The following is a 20,932-nucleotide window of genomic DNA, read 5'->3' on the forward strand; positions in this document are numbered from 1 at the left end:
TGAGTGGCGCCAAACGTTATGAGTTATTGGTCGCCTACTAAGTAAACAGATCAGGATAGGAAATCCTCTATGCACAATTAAATTAATTTTAATATTGGCGTATTAATGACAATAATACCAGTAACTAATTAAGATAAGTGTGTGGGAAACAGTAATAATAATATGCTTAGCGAATTAAGGCTGAGTAGCAGATAACAAAACAGTATTAGGGCTTGCGTAGGTAGCTTGAATATTAAAATTACTGTGCAATGAGTCCATTAAACCGTCGATATCGCCCGCTTTAAAAAAGCCTGCGATTTTAATGTCAGCGATGCTAGAGTCAACAATTTCAAATTCAGTAGCCGTATAACGGCTAACTTCATCAAGTGCTTTTGTAAGCGACTCACCTTCGAAAATTATCATACCTTGTTGCCATGCCAGATCTTTTTCGATCGCTTGAGTAGGAAGTTGAACAATAGGTGCCCGAACGTTTGGCGCTATTTGAGCTTTTTGACCCGACGCCACAATTGTTGCATTACCTGTCGTGCCAACATTGGTAGAAATTGCTTTGGCCAAATCTTCAAGTGTCTCGTCGCCTTGAGCAACCAGTACACGGCCCTCGGTAACAACGAGTTCCATTGCTTGCTCTGAGTTTTTTTGTACGTTAAATACGGTACCAAGGGCGGTAAACGTATTATCGCCAACATGAACGGTAAATGGGCGAGAAGGATCTTTTGCTACATCAAAATTTGCTTCACCACTTTCTAAAATTAGTTTTCGATGCTCCGGGGTAAAGTCAATGATGAGCTTGCTTGCAGTATTGAGTACGACAGTGCTGCCATCTGATAACGTTAAGGTATCGTATTGACCCACATTTGTGGTGAAGGATTGGGCTTGATATCCCGCCATGCCCATAGTCGCTGGTAACCAAGACTGTTGCGTCAACATTAGCGCACTTGTTACTAACATCGCACTAATTGACGCTGCAATCGCAAAACGCTTTTTGTGTCTCGGCTCTTGGACAGACATAGAGTCGAGTGGGAATAGGGCACTTAACTCATTTAACACGCTTAAATTATCCCAGAAAGCTGCCATTTGCAGTAATTGACGGTGATTTTCTTCGTGACGATGAATCCAGCGGGTAAGCTCTTGCATTTCTTCATCACTTAAACCGCGCTCGAGTTTGCTTATCCAAAGGCTTGCTTGTGCCTGGATATCTTCTTTTCTTACAAACTGACTCACATTATTCATCGACTTTTAAACTCTTTGACTGTCTTGCTGATTTCTTGATTTGGCTGCTCAATGGATTGCATATATTGTACACTTAATAATAAGCCTTTAGCGACGTGTTTTTCGACGGTGCTTGGGCTTATTTTAAGATACTGGGCAATCTCTTTTTGTGTTAATCCATAAACTTTCTTTAAAATAAAACATTTGCGTACAGGACCAGATAACTGATTTGCCGCTTTGACAAACAATAGAAAGCGTTCTTTGCTTTCGAAATTATCTTCAAAATTGTCTGTTAATAAGGAGACCGGCGAGTCGACTAAATCCTCTATGGATTGATTAAGTTTTTCAGCAGATTTAGCTTTATGGTTTAACGCGAGGTTTTTTGCGGTTGTTAACATGTAACTACGCGCATATTTAATTTCTTGCTTTAGTTCAGCTTCGTAGCCGCGCACAAAGGTATCTTGAACAATGTCATCAACATCTTCAGGTCTCACAATATTGCTTATGACACGACGAATTTGTCCCGTGTATTTTACAAAATTGCTGATAATGTTAGAGTTTTTGTTCACTAATTCGAGTCCCTTTGAAAAGTTTAATACTAGGTGCAAAGGGAGCAACATGCAACTGTTGAAATTAATTTGATGGCTACTCGTTAGAAATTAGCTGTAAATCCAATTCTAAAACCACCCCAATGTTTGCCATTGACATAGATAGGTGCAGATACATCATGCATGATTTCGCCAGTGTCTCTTTTATACGTTTGAAGTAAGAACTGTTTTGTATGACCGCCGCAACGAATACCTGTTGGATCATCGAATAAACGCTTAGTACGATTGTTTGCAGCATCAATATCGAAGTTACCGGTTAATGGCTTAGAAAATTTAGTATTGTGTGTTGGGAAGTAGCCATTGTTATCAACGGCACCGGCATAGATCATCTCTTTAAATTTATCAAGCAACGGCTCTTGAATCATTGGTAATTTAGCATCTGTAAAATCGTCAAATGTCGTTTTATATTTTTTAGGGTTGGTGTTGTCCATTGGATGATAGTTTCTGTCGAACAGGGCACTTGTCGTGATCTCACTAGTGGTAATTGCTTGTTCAAACATTTTACCAATTGTATGAGCAGCGCTCTGTGCCTGTTGGCACATGATCTCAATCGTTGAACCAGTGTCGAAGGCTGATAATTGAATAAAGATTGATTCAGTCGATTTTGAGAGCTTGGCGGCATCTACTGATACCTCATTAGTTTCTTTGCCCTTATGACTTAAAATCTCGCTAATATTTAAGATTGAGGTTGAGAGTTCTTGGGTTGTACTGTCTTGCTCTTTGAGTGCTGAACTTATATGACTGATTGAATGAGAAGAATCTTCCATTAACTGGGCAATTCGTTCCATTGACGCCGAGAGCTCATGGCTGACACTCACGACGTCTGATGTTTGGGTCGATACATTGTCCATCACTTGTGTTGTCGACTGGGTTTGTTGGGTCATGTCTTTAAGCATCTGGCCAATTTTTTCTGTCGCATCTGCGGTTTTTGACCACGGCAAGATCATTATAAATTGAACTTATAGAACAAGTAGCGATCAGATCAAGGCATAATAATCACCTTGGTCACTTAATATGAGCACAACTTTTCTGAAACACTTTAATTCAATTACCGACCCTCGCATTGAACGCTGTAAAAAGCATGAACTTATCGATATTCTTTTGCTAGCCATTAGCGCTGTATTATCTGGTGCAGAAGGATGGGAGGACATTGAAGACTTTGGGCGCTTAAAACTTGATTGGTTAAAAAAATACGGTACTTTCAATGCAGGAATTCCAAAACATGACACTATTGCTCGTGTTATTTGTCGGTTAAAAGCAGATGAAATAGAGCATGCATTTCAATCTTGGATATCATCACTTATTGAAACCACAGGTGCTGATATCATTGCCATTGATGGAAAAACTGCACGTCGTTCGTTTACAACAAAAGATAGAAAAAGTGCCTTGCATACCGTTAGTGCATGGAGTTGCCAGCATCAATTAGTGCTAGGACAAACAGCCGTTGATAGTAAAACCAATGAAATCACAGCGATACCAGAATTACTCACTATGTTGGATATAGAAAATAGCATTATTACGCTTGATGCTATGGGCTGCCAACAAGAAAATCGCTAAACAAATAATTAAGCACAAAGCGGATTATATTCTAGCGCTTAAAGGTAACCACTCAGGTATGCAGAGTGAATTAGAAGCTTGGTGGCACAAAAATGAGCGCGAAGGATTAGCCAAGAACAACTATGATAAACATACAGAAATCAGCTCAGGACATGGACGTATTGAGACAAGGACATGTCAGCAATTACTTATTAATAAAAGCTGGTTAGCCAAAAATTACCAATGGTCTGGTTTAAAGAGTGTCATTCAAGTCACCGCTGAAATTCACGATAAATCGGCCGGTACTGATACAATAGAAACTCGCTGGTATATCAGTTCGTTAGGGTTAAATGCAGAGCAAGCCCTCAATGCTGTACGTAGCCATTGGCAAGTTGAAAGTATGCATTGGATGTTAGATATGAATTTTAGGGAAGATGAATCAAGAATACGTAAGAAGCAAGGGCCACTTGTTTTTAACGTCATGAGAAAAATAGCTATGTGTAGTGGTACAGTGAATTTGGTCACTTAAATAGAGGTGTTATCATACGCCTCATCAACTTTAGGTGAATCAATGAATACTAGAACAAGACCAACTTATTCAGCAGAATTTAAACTCGAAACAGCTCAACTTGTTGTTGATGAAGGATACTCTGTCAGAGAAGCTTCCGAAGCCGTCGGAGTGAGTAAATCAGCCATTGATAAATGGGCACGACAATTAAAGAAAGAGCGAAACGGTATAGCAGACCAACCGACTGCATTAACACCTGAACAAATAAAAATTAAAGAACTCGAAAAACGCATAAAACGGATTGAATTAGAAAAAGAAATACTAAAAAAGGCTACAGCTCTCTTGATGTCAGACTCCCTAGACAATTTGAAATAGTCCAGGCGTTACAAGAGAGCTATGATGTAAAAACAGTCTGTGAAGTCTTTGATATTCATCGTAGTAGCTATGGTTACTGGCGTAAAAATTCAAAAAACGCCAGTCATAAGCACTTAAAAGCAGAATTAATGGTTCGCGCTATTTTCTCGGAAAGTGGCGAATCAGCAGGAGCCAGAAGCGTAGCTCAGATAGCAACGACTAGAGATATGCCATTAAGCCGCTACCGAGCAAACCGCATTATGAAAAAGCTTGGCCTAGTGAGTTGTCAGATACCTAAGCATGCTTATAAGCGAGGTGGAAATGAGCACGCAGCGATACCGAATCACTTAGACAGACAATTTGTTGTTAGCGAACCCAATCAAGTTTGGTGTGGAGATGTGACTTTTATATGGGCAGGTAATCGTTGGTGTTATTTAGCCGTTGTGATTGATTTGTTCGCCAGAAAACCTATTGGTTGGGCGATGTCTTACTCACCTGATACAGCGCTAACTAGCCAAGCATTAACAATGGCTTTTGAGTCACGAGGGAGACCAAAAGGCGTGATGTTTCATTCAGATCAAGGCTGTCATTATACGAGTAAGAAATATCGTCAATTACTTTGGCGATATCAAATCAAGCAAAGCATGAGCAGACGAGGAAACTGTTGGGATAACGCACCGATGGAAAGATTCTTTAGGAGTTTTAAAACAGAATGGATGCCCACTGTAGGTTATCAATCTTTAGTGCAAGCCAAGGCGGCAGTAGTGAATTATATTACAGGATATTATAGTAACGTCAGGCCTCATCAATATAATGGCGGTTTAACTCCAAATGAATCGGAACAGAGATACTGGAAAACTTACAAAACCGTGACCAAAATTAGTTGACCACTACAATGGCGTTATTTAAACGAGATACCACTAAATCAGCAAGTATGGCGAGGAAAAAGAAAATGGCAGGGCTAGACGATGATTATCGCTCAACCCTGTTAGAGTCTGGGATTAAAATGCGCTAGCCGTGGGTTTTTGACGCCAGTGCTCGAACTTCATCTACGACAACGGCGAAACCACGGCCTTATTCGCCAGCACGGGCTGCTTCTATCGCGGCATTAAGCGCTAGTAAATTTGTTTGCTCAGCAATCGAATCGATCACGTCAGTAATACTTTGTATTTCTGATGTCCGTTCAACTAATTTATGAATTTGAGTGGTCATACCAATTTGATTAAGTTTGTGATCTTGTTTTGCGAAGGAAAAACAAATGAAGGCAAGGCGCTTGATTGAGCAATAGCTGGCTATTGGGATTGAAAGCAACGCAACATTCATTTTATTTTAACCAGCAAAAGTGGGCAATAACTTTGTCAACTTGGTATCACTTCGTTGACACCACGATGAAGAGAATTGATTCGTTCGATGTTGTTCTGAAGTTGTAATTTATTATGTTCACTCGCTGATTGAACATCTTGGGCTGATTGTGCTGTCATCAACGCATTATGGTTAATCTCTTTTGTATTCGCCGCCAACTCTTCTGTAGCGGCAGCTACGCGACTTGCATCATCACCACTAAGATCAATGTCTGACGCGAGTTGTTGGACAAAGAAAGCAACCTGCGCTGAATTAATAGCGAGTTCACTGGCACGCTCTCCTATTTCCTGACCGACTCCTGTCATTTTGTGTTCATTTACGTCGAAGAGTTCAGTCATTGAGCTAGCGTCCGAAATCTGTAATTTTTCTTGTAACTTGGTTAATTCTGATTGCTGCGGTTTGATTATCCGTTGAAATATCAAGCCAAGGTTTGTCAGGCTCACAAGTGCCCCGACGATGATTGCGTTGACATAGAACGATTGATCTAACTGAAAAATCGAGCCTGCTAGCGTTGCAACTAACACGTTGATTAGGATGAAAATGCCTAATAGTAGTGGTTTGATTGTCATAGTGAACCTCTCCCTGCACTAGAACGCACAAGTCAACATTGGAATGACTATTAAGCTAGGTGCTATGCTAATGAAAAACCATTAGACCAAAGCCGCCTTTTCAAATGTAAGTACTATTAATGTAGGGAGGTATAGCGACGTGGTACTGTAAATCGAGGTGGTTATTCAAACAATACTGTTTGATATAGATCAATGGAAGAGTATGTTTAGGTATTTGCGGTTTAAACGCAATTCAGACGTGTCTTGAATTCGGAAATCGACTTTGCACATCGACTTCCAACTACGTGCGCCTTGCTTCACGTCAGCATTTTTATTCCTGAATATTACAGGGCGTGTTGGCGAGAATAACTGCTCTTTTTGGTGCTGGATGACCTTCAACAGTTTTTGATGAGTCATTTGGATCTAAAAAGTCCGCTAATGATTCGTAATCCATCCACTGTGTTTTGCGTTGTTCATCTATTGTTGTATCACAAACATCCACACAACGGACATTGTCGAAACCGAGTTTTTCAAGCCATAGAATTAATGCGTCAACGCTGGGTAAAAACCATACATTATTCATCTTTCCGTAACGTCCGGGAGGGACTAGCACTTGATTTTCATCGCCATCAATGACCAATGTCTCTAATACAAGTTCACCGCCAGGGCGTAATTGGTCTTTTAGTTGTTGTAAATGATCTATCGGTGACTTGCGATGGTACAACACCCCCATAGAGAACACCGTATCAAAAGAGCGTAATTCAGGCAGCTCTTGGATCCCTAACGGTAATAGATGGGCACGTTGATCGTTATTTGCCATATGGCGCATAATTTCAAATTGAAATAAAAATAAGGTTGATGGGTCAATACCAACGACAAATTCAGCGTTATCGCCAAGCATTCGCCACATGTGATAGCCACTGCCGCAACCAACATCTAAGACAGTACGATTCGCTAACGGCGTTATGTGCTCGCGCAAACGTTCCCATTTCCAATCACTGCGCCATTCGGTATCAATGTGAATCCCATGCACATGAAATGGGCCTTTGCGCCAAGGGGTAAACATCTTTAGCAAAGACTCTAATTTTTTGAGCTCACCAGCAGCGATATCTTGGGACGTAGCGACATGGTAAGCGTCCTTAAAATTTATATTATCGGCGTGAATAGTAGGCAGTTTATCCATACACTTTTGCCACTTGGGAAACTGGCCGTGTTGATGTTCACGCTCCCATTTACCGAGTTGTGCAGGCAATGTTTCAAGCCAATGAGTTAAACGATTCTTGGCGATAATTTGATAGAAGTTACTAAAGTCAATCATTGAAGATTGTCCCTTTTTAAAATTGGAGAAAATTAAATTATTTAATGGCAATCATCGAGCTGAAGTTAAAGCACTGGAACCACAGTTCGCTCGTATTGAAACCTGCTTGTTGAAAGCGCCCTTTATGAATCTCTAATGTGTCAGTAAGCATAACGTGCTCAATGGCATTGCGTTTCTGACTGATTTCTAATTCACTATAGCCATTTGCACGTTTAAAATCGTGATGTAGGTCAGTGAGCAGCTCGTTCATTGTCTCGTTATCGAAACGCAGTTTTTCTGAAACGATTAAAATTCCGCCATCTCGTAAGCCTGCGTAAATTTTATCAATAATCGCTTGGCGCTCTTGCGGTTTAATAAACTGTAGGGTGAAATTTAGCACCACCACGCTAGCGTTCGAAATATCAACACTTTGCAGGTCGTCACAAACAACTTCAACGTTGGTCTCGCTCTTAAATGCGTTAACTTGAAGTAAACAACGCTCAATCATTGCCTGTGAATTGTCGACGGCAATGATCTTACACCGACTGGCGTTAACGTGACGGCGCATCTCAAGGGTTGCGGCCCCAAGACTACAGCCTAAATCGTAAAGATTGGAATTAGGCTGAGCATAACGTTTCGCCAGCATGCCAATAGCGGTAATGATATTACTATAACCCGGCACCGAGCGTTTGATCATATCAGGAAAAACCTGCGCTACTTGTTGATCAAATTGAAAGTCGCCGAGTTTATCTAATGGAGCGGCGTAAATGTTATCTGTTTGTTCCGTCATGGTTTGTAATCATACAAAATTAAATGCGCGCATTTTACTACAAAATCCCTACTTGTGCCTCCTAAAAGTAAAGGACGTTGATTGGTAGTCCTCCCATTTTTAACCGTCATCAAAAATAGAGAGTTAAGCCACTGCTAACGGTGGTTTCCACCATTAGCTTTATGTGGTCGTTTATGATTATAAAACCATAACCAATTTGTAGCATGCTCTTGCATTTCTTCCAACGTATCGAAGAGATTTTTACTCAACCAACTGTATCGGCTCGTTTTGTTATGACGTTCAATATAAGCGTTCTGTTGAGGATTACTTGGTTGATTGAATTCAATACGAATTCTATTCTGTTTAGCCCAATGAGCAAACTCATGACTAATAAATTCAGGTCCATTATCACAACGAATAACACACGGCTTCCCACGCCACTCAATCAGTTGATTTAAGCTTCTTAATACTCTGATAGCGGGAAACGAGTAGCCAACGTCAATCAATAATCCTTCACGTTTAAAGTCATCAATGACATTAAATATACGTATTTTTCGACTAATACTTAATTAATCATGAATAAAATCAACAGACCATACCTGGTTTTGCTTTATTGGCTCTTTGATTGGATCAGGCCTATGTCGCTTTAATCGTCTTCTAGGGCGTATTCTTAATAAAGGGCTAATTCACAGCAAATACGATAAACACGCTTATGGTTCCATTTGAAGCCCTTAACATTCTGTAAATAGTCAGAACAAAGGCCAAATCCCCAATCAGTTTGCTCTAATGTTAGTTTTACTAATCAATCAGCTATTTTGGCATTTTCTGAACGCAGTTTTCCTTAGTATCGATAGCTAGATTCACTAATATTAAACGCTGAGCAAGCGAGCTTGATACTGATATTTTGATTTGAAACCACGCTTTTAGCCATAATCTGGCTGTCGCTAAACTTTGATTTTTTCACGTAGTTCTCCTTTGTATGATTTACGAGACAATTATACTTTTGGGGACTGTTATTTTTCGGGGAGACTACCAGGTGAATAAAAGTTAATTTTCAAAACGAACCTTCCATTTTATTCTCAATAATACACGTGGAGTCACGTTTAGATTAATTCAGTAATTTATGTAGCTTGCTGGGGCTGATAAAACCTTCAATAACTTGACCATCTTCCAAAAGAAGAGTTGGCGTGCCTTTAAAACCAGATCGAACAGCGAAATCTTGATGACTTAAAATTGGTGAGCTACATTCAATGTAAGTAGGTATAATACCCGACATAGCTAGATTAATTTTATGCTTCTGGTCATTGCTACACCAAATGGAACTGAGTGTTCTAAACGATCTACCATTATGTGTTTCACTAGGTAAAGCAAAGTAACGTATTGAAACTCCGTTAGTTAAGTACTTTTCTATGTGATGATGTATTTTTTTACAATAAAAACAATCTGTATCTATGAATATGTTAACTACAAACCTTTCGTTTCTAGAACGGAATAATATTCCTGTCTTAGATATTGATTCAAACTCCGACAACCTTTTCTCTTTTAAAATCTCCTGTGTCACATTTATGACCTGATTGTCATTTGTTATTTTGAATAGAGGTCCTGTTAGAATAAAGCGCTTGTCAGTCGACATGTATAATATTTGTTGGTCGTCCGTAATAACTCTGTAAAAATCAGCAATTCGTGATGGCTCCATCTCCAAAATTTTTATGCCGAAATTTTCCTCTAATTTTATCCTTTCGTTGGCTAATACGTTTACCGAAATCACAGCACATATTGCAATAAACCATCTCATTAAATTTAAATTCATAATAGTTCGGGATAGCGTTCTGTGATAAGTGAGTAAAGATTTGGTGATATCATTTTTATCTGTTCCACGCTCTCTCGATGGCTGCTATGAATATTTATTCCGCTTTCAATTAACAGGTCTACAAATTCGACACCATTCTCGACAATTTGAATCTGCGCTAGGGATATATCTAATGGGTCAACTCCATGCGCTGATATGTTAACTTCAACATTTGATTCAATGAAATATTTAAGTAGGATACTAGACTTCGATTTGACTGAATACCAAATAGCGTTTTGACCGTACGGATGCACATAATGAATATTAAGTCCTTTCTTTCGAAGGTATTTGATCTTGTCTAATTGATGAGTGTCAATTAGGGAATATAACTCCATTGGGTTTAGATAAGCTCCTTCATCAATTAACAAGGAAATTAGATTTCGGTCAAATCTTCGATTAATGACTTCTGTAAGAATAATTGTAAGCCAACTCGTTCTCTGCTCGTCAATTATTCTTGAATTTTGAATGAGGTTAAAAGCGCCAAGATAATCCATTCTATCAAAGACCAGAAACTGTAATTGCTCATCAATTTGAGATGGGATATATTTCTCACCAAAATCTTTATTTCTTTCTCTAATTTTTTCTAAGACGTTTTCGCGTTTCAACTCTGTGTATGCAAGCTTACTCACTAAATCGGTTCGATTGATAAGATTCGAAAGGGATAATTCTAGCTTATTTGAACTTAATTTTGTGTTTTCAATTAATATAGCAGCCCGTTCTTTGAAGTGGTCGATTGTTGTTGTTTTTATGATACTCTCGGTGGGTATTTTGTTAAGTTCAAAGTCAAAAATAAGATCAGTGAGTCTTTGGCCTGCAATTATCAGGCATTGCTCTTTATTTCTATCGTTAACAGGAAGAGTATTGCCATTGTCAGTAGCAATCTCATATATGCCTAAACTGTATTTGTAAATGAGTTGAATATCTCGCTTGGAATACAAGTCCTCTTCTCTTGGTGATATTCTTTGTTCGTATTGCGTAATTAACACGGGAGACACCCATTGTATAAGGTTCGAATGCGTTAATTCACTGTTTGCTCGAACCTCTAATTCCATTAATGCTAAAAATGCATCTTCATAAATTTTAAACTCATTTTCTGAGTTGGGAGCCTGCAGGAGATCAAGTGCGTTGCTACTTAACATGTCTGGGTTCGGTTCTACTCCTTGCCTCAGCCAAAATAGCAAGGCCGGAATATTATTTGCCCGTGCCGCAATTGTCGCCAAGGATTCGTATACAGAGTCAACTATAAATATTTCATTACTATTAAGTTCGGACAGTATAAACAGCTGTTCTAGAAATACGACATCACTACGATGTTCAGTTGCAGTAATCAGATCTATATATCTAACTTTTTCACCTAAATGAGAAAGCTTTAATGCAAAGTCATATATATCACTGTAATTCTGTGAGTTAAGTTCTAACTTTATTAATGTACTTATAATGGGTAAAGACTCACCTGTATTTAAGAATAGTACTTTATTCAATTCACTAGGAGTGGATTTGTATAGAGTCAATAGAGCACTAAAATCTTGATTTTTGACATAGTGCAGGATCACTTTCTCCGAATTTGAATATTCAAGTTGTTCCTTAAAGTAATCTGAATGATATGGCCTGTTTGCTCGTTTGGTTTCTAACATTCGTCCATATGTCCATCCTATGCCAGATGAAATATACACTTCATCTAGTATCTGGCGTTTTACCCCCCGGTCCACCAAACTCGATAGATAAGAAGAAATTTCCAATTTTTTATGTCTTTTCCATTCTGCCACGTTATCCACAGTGAAAGAGAAGTCGATACAAGATGATAAACTATTTGGTGATATATTGGTCAAGCGAACTTCATTAGGGTTAATGGCCAAATCACTTAGTTCAATCTTATTTGTCTGTTTGCTGTCTGGAGAAAAATTTTCTTCGATGAGATAGTATTGGAATGTGCCCCAAGCAATCATAATAATTATTATTGACAAAACTGAAATTTGTAATTTTTTCATAGTCTATCTCTAAAATGATGCAGCAGCCTTTTAGCATGAATTATCTGCAGCGGAGGCTGCTTTATATTTATATACGTTATGTGTATTTACTTCTACAAATGCTCTTGCTTTGGGTTTTACTTTCGTCGCAGCGTTTTTGAACATCGACACGTGTTGTGTTGGCTGTTTTACTGCAATTCATAAAACTATGAAGGTGTTTTTTTAGTCCATATCCTACGAATGGGATATCATTAAGATTGTCGCCCCACAATTCACAGCGCTCTTTGCTGTTTTGAAGATTTACTTCACCTTCTAATATACACGTTGTTCTGTTGTTATCGGCCCTTTCTATACATGATTTGAGTAGTATGCTTTTCTCTTTAGCAGTTAGTCTTGAACTACTGCTGCTTCCACTACCTCCCTCTCTCTCTCTCAAAGTTTCTGTATGCAGTTCCAATGATTCTTTCCGTATTGATAGATGAGAAAAATGACCAAAAATGATCACTAAAATCTCTATATTGGTATGTAACTGTAATGACCTCAACTTCTTTTTTAGCCGCTTGTAAACTACTCGGTGTAAGCAACGTTAATGATAATACTACACCAGCTGGTACCTTCCAATCTTTCATAGTTTCATTCTCCATTCTGACTACATTCGATAATTTCTAATTTTGAGATTACCGATACAAAATAGTAGTATTCAATTAATATTTTGCAAACTTAATGTTTGTCAAAATGGTTCAATAGTCGTTAAATAATGATATCTAATTAGAATATTACTAGAAGTCAGATGCTTCTCTTAAATTCATCGTATTCATCAAATCGTTTGAACTACCATTTATTTTCCACTCTAAGGCAGAACTTTGCATTGGTTTGGCAAATGCGCTTGTACTAACTTTTAGCGCTTACCTAATTGAATTTTTTTCTTTATACTATGCGCCATTATGTTAGTGCCTTATGGCAAAAAAGTTAGGAAATAGACAATGCGCAGCCATTATTGCGGACAAGTAAACGAATCTTTAATTGGTCAACAAGTTGAACTTGTTGGTTGGATCAACAAACGACGTGACCTAGGTGGCGTTATCTTTTTAGATCTACGTGATCGTGAAGGTGTGTTACAGGTTGTTTATGATCCAGACTTAGCCGAAGCATTTAGCATTGCTAATAGTCTACGTAACGAGTTTTGCGTAAAGGTAACTGGTGTTGTACGTCCGCGTCCTGAAGGTCAAATCAATAAAGAGATGGCAACTGGCGGTGTAGAAGTATTAGGTAAAGCGCTTGAAATCATTAACAAAAGCGAGCCGTTGCCATTAGATTCAAATCAAACTAACTCTGAAGAAGCGCGTTTAAAATATCGCTACTTAGATTTACGTCGCCCAGAAATGACCGAACGTTTAGTGTTCCGCTCTAAAGTAACGGGTTTTGTTCGTCGTTTCCTAGAAGACAACGGATTCTTAGACATTGAAACACCAATTCTAACCGCGGCAACACCAGAAGGTGCTCGTGATTATTTAGTACCAAGTCGCACTCACAAAGGTAAATTCTTTGCATTGCCACAATCACCACAATTGTTTAAGCAATTGCTGATGATGTCTGGTATGGACCGTTATTACCAAATCGTAAAATGTTTCCGCGATGAAGATTTACGTGCTGATCGTCAGCCTGAGTTTACGCAAATCGATATCGAAACATCGTTTATGAGCTCTGATCAGGTTCGCGCTAAAACAGAAGAATTGGTGCGTAACTTATTCAACGACATGTTAAATGTTGATTTAGGCGATTTTCCAACAATGACTTACGCAGATGCTATGCGCCGTTTTGGTTCTGATAAGCCAGATTTACGTAACCCGTTAGAGCTGGTGGACGTTGCTGATCTATTAAAAGATGTTGAGTTTAAAGTGTTCTCTGGCCCTGCTAATGATGAGAAAGGACGTGTTGCGGTAATTTGTGTACCAGGCGGTGCATCATTGTCACGTAAAAACATCGATGATTATGGTAAATATGTAGGTATTTACGGTGCTAAAGGTCTTGCTTGGTTGAAAGTTAACGATATCGATGCGGGCATGGAAGGGGTTCAATCACCGATTCTTAAGTTCTTAAATGAAGAAGTTGTTAGCCAATTATTGGCACGTACTAATGCTAAATCTGGCGACATCATTTTATTTGGTGCTGACAACGTTAATGTTGTAACAGAAGCAATGGGCGCATTACGTTTGAAACTGGGTGAAGATCTTGGTTTAACCTCTGATGAGTGGAAGCCACTATGGGTTGTTGATTTCCCAATGTTTGAAGAAATTGATGGTAATTACCACGCGCTACACCACCCATTCACGGCACCTGTTGGCGTAACAGCTCAAGAGCTAGAAGCTAATCCTGCAGCGGCATTATCAGATGCTTACGACATGGTATTAAATGGTTGTGAACTCGGTGGTGGTTCGGTACGTATTCATAATGCACCAATGCAAAGCAGCGTATTTAGAATACTTGGTATTAGTGATGAAGAAGCGCAAGAGAAATTCGGTTTCTTATTAGAAGCATTAAAATACGGTACACCGCCACATGCAGGTTTGGCGTTTGGTTTAGACCGTCTGATCATGTTGATGACAGGAACAAGTTCTATTCGTGACGTGATGGCGTTCCCGAAAACGACTACTGCAGCATGTCCATTAACAAATGCACCAGGCAGTGCTAATCCAGCACAGCTTGCTGAGCTAAACGTTGCTTCGTTAGTTACTGAAGAAGAAAAATCACAAGACTAAATAAGTCTTGTGAGAACAAAACGAGCCACTGGCTCGTTTTTTTTGCTTTTTATTTAACTACTGTACTTGTAACCAGTAGTCTAATGGCATAACCTATGGCTATTAAAAAAGGCGTGTAAAATAGTATGTCATTAATTTTGGGAATAGATCCCGGCTCACGAATCACAGGTTACGGCGTTATTCGTAAACAAGGTAATAAATTATCTTATGTGGCGAGTGGGTGTATTCGTATTTCTGAAAAAGACTTACCTCAGCGTCTAAAGCAAGTCTTTGATGGTGTCACTCAATTAATTGAACAATACAAGCCTGATGAGTTTGCTATTGAACAAGTGTTTATGGCGCGTAATGCAGATTCTGCGCTAAAACTTGGTCAAGCACGTGGCGTAGCTATTGTGGCGGCAATGAATGCTGAACTCCCGGTAAGTGAATACGCGGCGCGACTCGTTAAACAAGCGGTTGTGGGGACCGGTGCTGCGACAAAAGATCAAGTCGGTCACATGGTCACCCAAATGCTAAAATTGTCTTCGCAGCCTCAAGAGGACGCTGCTGATGGTTTAGCAATTGCCATTTGTCACGCACATAACACGCAGAGTTTAATTGCGATGGCCGGAAAAAGCAGTGCGAAATCGACGCGTGTCTTACGTGGTCGTTTTCAGTTAAGTAAAGAACACGCCAAAAAGAACAAAATAACTATAAAAGATTTAAAAGGATAAGCTCGTGATCGGACGATTGAATGGCCTAGTTGCCGAAAAACAACCGCCACATTTACTATTGGAAGTGAGTGGTATTGGTTATGAAGTACAGATGCCGATGACCAGCTTTTATCAAATGCCTGAAGTTGGTGAGTCAGTAACTGTCCATACGCATTTTGTAGTGCGTGAAGATGCGCAGTTGCTATATGGCTTTGCACAAAAAATTGAACGTGAATTGTTTCGTCAAATAATTAAGGCCAATGGGGTTGGTCCAAAATTAGGTTTGGCAATTTTATCTGGTTTGTCGGCGGCTGAATTTGTTAATATCGTTGCCAATAATGACGCTAATGCGCTCGTTAAGTTACCGGGTATCGGACTAAAAACCGCAGAGCGCTTAATTATAGAGTTAAAGGATCGTTTGAAAAACTTTACTTTGAATCAGCAAAGCGAACTTGGCGACCTTTCACTACCTCAAGAGAACTTAGGCTCAACCTTTGTTGAAGCGATTGATGTAGAGCAAGATGCCATTGACGCGTTGTTAGCGCTAGGCTACAAGCAAGCTCAAGCGACGAAAGTGGTTAAGAAAGTCAAATTGCCAGAGATGGATAGCGAAGCACTTATTAAAGCTGCGCTGAAATCAATGATATAACCGTAAAATAAAGTAGATAGCGCATGATAGAAGCAGATCGACTCATCCAGGCAGATGCCATGGACGAAACGGAGCATAGTATTGACCGTGCAATGCGTCCTAAAATGCTCGATGATTATACAGGACAGACAGACGCCAAGGCACAGTTACGTATATTTATCAAAGCAGCAAAATTACGTGATGAAGCCTTAGATCATATGTTGGTTTATGGTCCACCAGGTTTGGGTAAAACAACACTTGCCCATATTGTTGCCAATGAAATGGATGTCAACGTTAAAACAACCTCAGGTCCTGTCCTTGAAAAAGCAGGGGACTTGGCGGCGTTGCTCACCAACCTTGAACACGGCGATATTTTATTCATTGATGAAATTCATCGATTAAGCCCGGTGGTTGAAGAAATCTTATATCCTGCAATGGAAGATTATCAATTGGATATTATGATTGGTGAAGGTCCTGCGGCACGCTCTATTAAATTAGAATTACCACCATTTACGCTCATTGGTGCGACAACCAGAGCTGGTTCACTGACATCGCCGTTACGTGCACGTTTTGGTATACCACTGCGCTTAGAGTTTTATACGGTAGAACAACTTACAGACATAGTTACTCGCAGTGCTGGAAAGCTTGAAGTGAGTATTGATCAGATGGGAGCCACTGAAATAGCAAGGCGTTCACGCGGAACACCACGTATTGCCAACCGATTACTACGCCGTGTTCGTGATTTTGCACAAGTTAGCTTTGATGGGGCAATCGACGTGAAAGTGGCAAAGGAATCGTTGTCAGTGCTTGATGTTGATAATCAAGGTTTCGATTTCATGGATCGAAAAATGCTGATGACCATTATTGAAAAATTCGACGGTGGACCCGTGGGATTAGATAACTTAGCGGCGGCCATTGGTGAAGATAAAGAAACCTTAGAAGATGTTATTGAACCATTTTTGATTCAACAAGGGTTTATTCAACGTACGCATCGCGGCCGTATTGCCACTGCACAAACTTATCTGCACTTTGGTTTATCAGCCAAAAAAACTGATTAATTAGTGTTGTTCGTTTTATACGTGTAACTACTCAGCAGGGGGGAAGATATTTGGTAGTGCTCCGTTTAATAATAATGACAAAGCAGTAGACGCACTGACCCCTTGTTTTTTACAACTTGACAGGTAGCTTCTAAGGCCAAAAAACATGACGGAACCATGCTTGCTTCTAAAGCAGCCCGATATCTTTTGCTGAACTTTCACCATTCTCAAATCATTTTCACCCTGATTGTTCGTGAAAGGCACAATTTTATCCACCATAAATCTGAGTACATCATCTTCGTAACTCTGTAATCGCTCTAATAAATTGCGCGATTTTGATTTCTTAGGGCGTCCACGTTTCCCGACGATTATCGCTGGCGGAGGGCTTTCGTGTTCACCCTCTTTTAAAATATCTCGATATTGAAGGCGACTCATTAATTGTCTTTTGTCGCTAATCACTCCACCGCTATCTTCAACTTCCTGATTAAGCTCTATTAAAAAAATACGCATCGTTTCAGCCCAGCTCTTGCCATCCTGTTCGTATGCACGTGTGAGTTCTCGCAGATGATGAGCATTGCATAAAGCACGTTGACAATCATAACGATAGTACGGCTTCCAGTGTTCATGACACATCACACCAGTGAAGTCGGGTAGTATTCCAATGGCATTGATGGCATCACAACCTCGTTTCTCATGAGCCGATAGATAGGTCCATTTTAATGATGATGCATTGTGTAACCATTGACGTTGACCGTTAATGTTAATGCCTGTTTCATCAGCATGAAGCACTGATTCATTCTTCAAACTTTCCTTGATGAATTCAAGCGCATTCGTCTCATCGAGATGACGGTAAGTTGTATTAATGAAGTTGTACAGACTGCCACTACTCAGTGGAATGTTAAGTTGGTCGGTAAAATATTGACGAATACGCTCGTAAGGGAGTAGCTGATATTGAGACAAGTAAACCGCGTGAGCCTTTAGCCCATTACCATATTGAATTCGACTATTAACCCCCGTTGGAAATGGAGCAACGAATCGCTTACCAAATTCGTTTTCAAGAATTTGGGCTTGGTATTGAGTTACGACGCGCTTAAACTCTATATCCACTACCTGACGGGTTTCCACCCCCATATCGGTATAACTCCCTGGTGGTAATAGCGTTCTATCAAGAACTATTTTATGGTTGATATCAGGTCGTTCATCAAGCGGTAAAGTTGTTCCTTTATGACCGAGTTGCCCACCCGATGCATTTGAACTATTAGCGTTAGGCTTCTTTTTTCGATTAGGATCTGATGATGGTGGTTTACTGCTATTTCGACTGTTAAGGCCTAACCGTTGGGACAATAAAGTGACGATAAGCAACAATAAATCGATAGCGGCACGCATTGATGGGGACAATGTTTTATCCGTCTCGATTTGCTTTTTTATGTTGTCGATATTTTTTTCAATATCGATGCCGCTTATTTTCATTGCTCAAACTACTGAATAGAGAGACCCATAGAATAACGGCTCAGAATGATCAAGCAAGTCGATCATTTTTTATTTTTCAATTAATTTAAAACACTAGCTTTGAAGTGCTGAGTAGTTACTTTTTGTTTAATAATCAAAGACTGATAATGCCAGTGGCTGGTGAGGTTTAAATACGATAGAGCAATGAAAATGGCGGTAAGCACCAACGCGAGAAGTAAGACGGCAGGGGATTTGAATTGTTGTTTAAACATAAACTAGAAACTCCGTTATGTGTGCCATAAATCCCTCATTTACACGCAAAACATGATTGAAATTCAATCATGTTTATTGATGTTGATGTTTACTTTATCAATAAATGCGGCGAGCGATAGACAATTTCATCATTTAACTCTATGCCAATACCTGGTGATTCACTGACGTTGAACTTGCCATTAACGGGTTGAGGATCTTGTAAGCATAATTCTCGATTCCATTGTTTAATCGCGTAGGTGTGATGTTCATGAATCAAGAAATTTGGAATAGCTGTCTCTAAGTGCAGTGACGCTGCTGTTGCAACCGGGCCCCCACACACATGCGCTTGAATTCGCACATCAAAGATATCGGCGTAATCACATACTTTTTTCGTTTCCGTAAATCCGCCACATAAGCCGATATCAGGTTGCAGCACATCGACACTTTGTTCTTCCAAATAAGGACGCACTTGCCAGCGATTGTATAAACGCTCTCCACCTGCAATAGGAACATTAACTTTGTCTGCGACCTTACTATGCAGTGAATGATTGAGGTAGTTAACGGGTTCTTCGTAGTACATACAGTCAAACTCTTCGGCTATTGCCCCTAACTGAATGGCGGTTGTGGCACCAGGTAGACTATGACATTCAAAAATGATGTCCACTTCATCACCAACCGCTTCACGAATAGCCTGCATACGCGCACGATATAGTTTCATTTCAGCACGTGAAATAATCTTGGTACGATCGTAATAGGTTTCGCCATTTTTGTTGTACATTATTGGGTCAACTTTTACGGCATCATAGCCTTCTGCAACCGCTTTTAGGGCGGCCTCTGCATATTCTTCAGGGTGCGCTAATGCTTTAAATTCACTATCCCAATCAAACTGTAGTTGAGACGCGTAGGTTCTTAAATCGGTATTTACTTTACCGCCTAGCAATTGATAAACAGGTAGCTTGAGTGCTTTACCTTTGATGTCCCACAGTGCCGTGTCGATAGCACTCATTGCTGAGTAAATAACAGGCCCGCCACCTAAACCCCAAAAACTTTCTCGTAACATGCGTGCCCATAGGTGCTCTGTCTGAAAAGGATCATGGCCAATTAGAAATGCTTCCGCCATTTCTTTAATCATATGAGCCGCTGCGCTGTGGCCTAAATCATAGGCCAGGCCAGCTTCACCGACACCGCTAATGCCTTCATTTGTATGAACACGCACAAATACTGGATTCCAACCTTGGCGGTCAGGGCAATGAATATCAAAAACTTCTACGGAAGTTACTTTCATAATTTACTCCTAAAATTGGCTTATGAGGCAAAGCTTGGATTAATGCGATAGGCTTTTCGAAGCATCGCTGGCCAACTTAATTGACCACCTGTCGAACCACTGTGAACGACATTTGCCTGATGATAGATATTGTCTTGAATTGTTTTATCAACTAATAGGCTCGGTTGGTTACTTGATTGGATGAGCAATTGTATTTCACAAGCCCGTTGTAAGTCGTACATTCTCATGAATGCATCACCGACTGTTGGACCAACGGTGAGACCGCCGTGATTGACTAACAACATGTGGTTGGTGGTGCCTAAATCATCCTGTAGACGCTTTCGTTCAGCGTCATTCACCGCTAATCCTTCATAAGCGTGATAACTTAATGACGACATTGAGAACATTGAATATTGGCTGTAAGGCAGCAGGCCATCCTTTTGCGTGGCTACCGCGATGGTTGCATTGGTGTGCAGATGAATAACGCAATGGGCATCGTCACGCACTTCGTGAATACAGCTGTGAATGGTAAAACCTGCTGGATTGATGGTAAATGGGCTCTCATCGATGATGTTACCGTCAAGATCAACCTTGACTAAATTAGATGCTGTCACCTCATCAAAGGTTAAGCCAAATGCATTGACCAAATAATAATTGGTGCCAGGTACGCGTGCTGATAAATGCGTATAAATTAAATCGTCCCAACCGAAATGACTAACCAATTGATAACACGCGGCTAAATCTACACGAATAGACCATTCTTCGGGACTTACTTTTGACTGTAAGTTTAGGGTAGGCAATGGTTTCACAAGGTGACCTTAACAAATTGAAATGATTAAAAGGT

General features: G+C 39.9%; 17 protein-coding genes and 3 pseudogenes. 6 read left to right on the top strand and 14 right to left on the bottom strand.

The window, feature by feature from the left end; translation table 11 throughout:
- Positions 1-174: 174 nt before the first annotated feature.
- The 3 genes from ACMAZF_RS08780 to ACMAZF_RS08790 all read right to left on the bottom strand — a co-directional run bounded on the left by ACMAZF_RS08780 (position 175) and on the right by ACMAZF_RS08790 (position 2,701).
- Positions 175-1,230 (bottom strand): FecR family protein, encoded by a 1,056-nt coding sequence (locus tag ACMAZF_RS08780; protein ID WP_435276980.1) that lies wholly within the window; start codon positions 1,228-1,230, stop codon positions 175-177.
- Positions 1,227-1,778 (bottom strand): RNA polymerase sigma factor, encoded by a 552-nt coding sequence (locus ACMAZF_RS08785; protein WP_435276981.1) that lies wholly within the window; start codon positions 1,776-1,778, stop codon positions 1,227-1,229. The genes ACMAZF_RS08780 and ACMAZF_RS08785 overlap by 4 nt, the downstream gene beginning before the upstream one ends.
- An 83-nt stretch (positions 1,779-1,861) precedes the next feature.
- A complete protein-coding gene (locus ACMAZF_RS08790; protein ID WP_435276982.1) occupies positions 1,862-2,701 on the bottom strand; it encodes a hypothetical protein in 840 nt (279 codons plus the stop codon).
- A gap of 130 nt (positions 2,702-2,831) precedes the next feature.
- On the opposite strand from ACMAZF_RS08790, the pseudogene ACMAZF_RS08795 reads away from it, so the two are divergent.
- Positions 2,832-3,852: pseudogene (locus tag ACMAZF_RS08795) on the top strand (ISAs1 family transposase); the annotation flags it as partial.
- A 72-nt stretch (positions 3,853-3,924) separates the two neighbouring features.
- Positions 3,925-5,102, top strand: a protein-coding gene (locus ACMAZF_RS08800; protein WP_435273982.1) for an IS3 family transposase whose coding sequence is annotated in 2 segments (ribosomal slippage) — positions 3,925-4,183 and positions 4,183-5,102 — 1,179 coding nt in all. Because the reading frame shifts where the segments join, the coding sequence is not laid out codon by codon here.
- A gap of 190 nt (positions 5,103-5,292) precedes the next feature.
- Here the strand turns inward: ACMAZF_RS08800 and ACMAZF_RS08805 are convergent.
- From ACMAZF_RS08805 to ACMAZF_RS08840, 8 genes and pseudogenes are all read right to left on the bottom strand, one after another.
- Positions 5,293-5,418 (bottom strand): annotated as a pseudogene (locus ACMAZF_RS08805) (methyl-accepting chemotaxis protein); the annotation flags it as partial.
- Positions 5,419-5,573: 155 nt separating this feature from the next.
- Positions 5,574-6,146, bottom strand: a complete 573-nt coding sequence (locus tag ACMAZF_RS08810; RefSeq protein WP_435276983.1) for a hypothetical protein — start codon at positions 6,144-6,146, stop codon at positions 5,574-5,576.
- 310 nt (positions 6,147-6,456) lie between these two features.
- Entirely contained in the window at positions 6,457-7,443 is a 987-nt protein-coding gene (gene cmoB / locus ACMAZF_RS08815) for a tRNA 5-methoxyuridine(34)/uridine 5-oxyacetic acid(34) synthase CmoB (protein ID WP_435276984.1), read from the bottom strand.
- Between the two features lie 37 nt (positions 7,444-7,480).
- The gene (cmoA, locus tag ACMAZF_RS08820; protein WP_435276985.1) at positions 7,481-8,212 is read right to left on the bottom strand and encodes a carboxy-S-adenosyl-L-methionine synthase CmoA; all 732 of its coding nucleotides are present in this window, start codon (positions 8,210-8,212) and stop codon (positions 7,481-7,483) included.
- 123 nt (positions 8,213-8,335) lie between these two features.
- Positions 8,336-9,152: pseudogene (locus ACMAZF_RS08825) on the bottom strand (IS3 family transposase); the annotation flags it as partial.
- 147 nt (positions 9,153-9,299) lie between these two features.
- Positions 9,300-10,001, bottom strand: coding sequence for a thioredoxin fold domain-containing protein (locus tag ACMAZF_RS08830; protein ID WP_435276986.1), 702 nt, complete (start codon positions 9,999-10,001; stop codon positions 9,300-9,302).
- A complete protein-coding gene (locus ACMAZF_RS08835; protein ID WP_435276987.1) occupies positions 9,998-12,028 on the bottom strand; it encodes a hypothetical protein in 2,031 nt (676 codons plus the stop codon). The genes ACMAZF_RS08830 and ACMAZF_RS08835 overlap by 4 nt, the downstream gene beginning before the upstream one ends.
- 392 nt (positions 12,029-12,420) lie before the next feature.
- Positions 12,421-12,636 (bottom strand): hypothetical protein, encoded by a 216-nt coding sequence (locus ACMAZF_RS08840; RefSeq protein ID WP_435276988.1) that lies wholly within the window; start codon positions 12,634-12,636, stop codon positions 12,421-12,423.
- A gap of 354 nt (positions 12,637-12,990) precedes the next feature.
- Between ACMAZF_RS08840 and aspS the strand changes: the two genes are divergently transcribed.
- From aspS to ruvB, 4 genes are all read left to right on the top strand, one after another.
- Entirely contained in the window at positions 12,991-14,766 is a 1,776-nt protein-coding gene (gene aspS, locus ACMAZF_RS08845; RefSeq protein ID WP_435276989.1) for an aspartate--tRNA ligase, read from the top strand.
- Positions 14,767-14,891: 125 nt separating this feature from the next.
- Positions 14,892-15,479, top strand: coding sequence for a crossover junction endodeoxyribonuclease RuvC (gene ruvC, locus ACMAZF_RS08850; RefSeq protein WP_435276990.1), 588 nt, complete (start codon positions 14,892-14,894; stop codon positions 15,477-15,479).
- Positions 15,480-15,483: 4 nt separating this feature from the next.
- On the top strand, positions 15,484-16,107 hold the full coding sequence (gene ruvA, locus ACMAZF_RS08855) for a Holliday junction branch migration protein RuvA (RefSeq protein ID WP_435276991.1): 624 nt from the start codon (positions 15,484-15,486) through the stop codon (positions 16,105-16,107).
- Between the two features lie 23 nt (positions 16,108-16,130).
- Entirely contained in the window at positions 16,131-17,144 is a 1,014-nt protein-coding gene (gene ruvB, locus ACMAZF_RS08860) for a Holliday junction branch migration DNA helicase RuvB (protein ID WP_435276992.1), read from the top strand.
- Between the two features lie 27 nt (positions 17,145-17,171).
- Here ruvB and tnpC read toward each other — a convergent pair whose 3' ends face one another.
- The 3 genes from tnpC to ACMAZF_RS08875 all read right to left on the bottom strand — a co-directional run bounded on the left by tnpC (position 17,172) and on the right by ACMAZF_RS08875 (position 20,897).
- Positions 17,172-18,593 (bottom strand): IS66 family transposase, encoded by a 1,422-nt coding sequence (tnpC, locus tag ACMAZF_RS08865; protein WP_435276993.1) that lies wholly within the window; start codon positions 18,591-18,593, stop codon positions 17,172-17,174.
- A gap of 340 nt (positions 18,594-18,933) precedes the next feature.
- Entirely contained in the window at positions 18,934-20,109 is a 1,176-nt protein-coding gene (locus tag ACMAZF_RS08870) for a mandelate racemase/muconate lactonizing enzyme family protein (protein WP_435276994.1), read from the bottom strand.
- Positions 20,110-20,129: 20 nt separating this feature from the next.
- Positions 20,130-20,897, bottom strand: coding sequence for a class II aldolase/adducin family protein (locus tag ACMAZF_RS08875; RefSeq protein WP_435276995.1), 768 nt, complete (start codon positions 20,895-20,897; stop codon positions 20,130-20,132).
- Positions 20,898-20,932: the final 35 nt, after the last annotated feature.

It is taken from the genome of Psychrobium sp. nBUS_13 (genome assembly GCF_051201665.1).
Taxonomy (GTDB): Bacteria; Pseudomonadota; Gammaproteobacteria; order Enterobacterales; family Psychrobiaceae; genus Psychrobium.

Bases quoted from the DNA above. Each gene is read 5' to 3' on its own strand.
- ACMAZF_RS08780 (WP_435276980.1), bottom strand. From the start codon at position 1,230: ATGAATAATGTGAGTCAGTTTGTAAGAAAAGAAGATATCCAGGCACAA.
- ACMAZF_RS08840 (WP_435276988.1), bottom strand. From the start codon at position 12,636: ATGAAAGATTGGAAGGTACCAGCTGGTGTAGTATTATCATTAACGTTG.
- aspS (WP_435276989.1), top strand. From the start codon at position 12,991: ATGCGCAGCCATTATTGCGGACAAGTAAACGAATCTTTAATTGGTCAA.
- cmoB (WP_435276984.1), bottom strand. From the start codon at position 7,443: ATGATTGACTTTAGTAACTTCTATCAAATTATCGCCAAGAATCGTTTA.
- ACMAZF_RS08835 (WP_435276987.1), bottom strand. From the start codon at position 12,028: ATGAAAAAATTACAAATTTCAGTTTTGTCAATAATAATTATTATGATT.
- ACMAZF_RS08790 (WP_435276982.1), bottom strand. From the start codon at position 2,701: ATGACCCAACAAACCCAGTCGACAACACAAGTGATGGACAATGTATCG.
- cmoA (WP_435276985.1), bottom strand. From the start codon at position 8,212: ATGACGGAACAAACAGATAACATTTACGCCGCTCCATTAGATAAACTC.
- ACMAZF_RS08830 (WP_435276986.1), bottom strand. From the start codon at position 10,001: ATGAATTTAAATTTAATGAGATGGTTTATTGCAATATGTGCTGTGATT.
- ruvB (WP_435276992.1), top strand. From the start codon at position 16,131: ATGATAGAAGCAGATCGACTCATCCAGGCAGATGCCATGGACGAAACG.
- ACMAZF_RS08870 (WP_435276994.1), bottom strand. From the start codon at position 20,109: ATGAAAGTAACTTCCGTAGAAGTTTTTGATATTCATTGCCCTGACCGC.
- tnpC (WP_435276993.1), bottom strand. From the start codon at position 18,593: ATGAAAATAAGCGGCATCGATATTGAAAAAAATATCGACAACATAAAA.
- ACMAZF_RS08810 (WP_435276983.1), bottom strand. From the start codon at position 6,146: ATGACAATCAAACCACTACTATTAGGCATTTTCATCCTAATCAACGTG.
- ruvC (WP_435276990.1), top strand. From the start codon at position 14,892: ATGTCATTAATTTTGGGAATAGATCCCGGCTCACGAATCACAGGTTAC.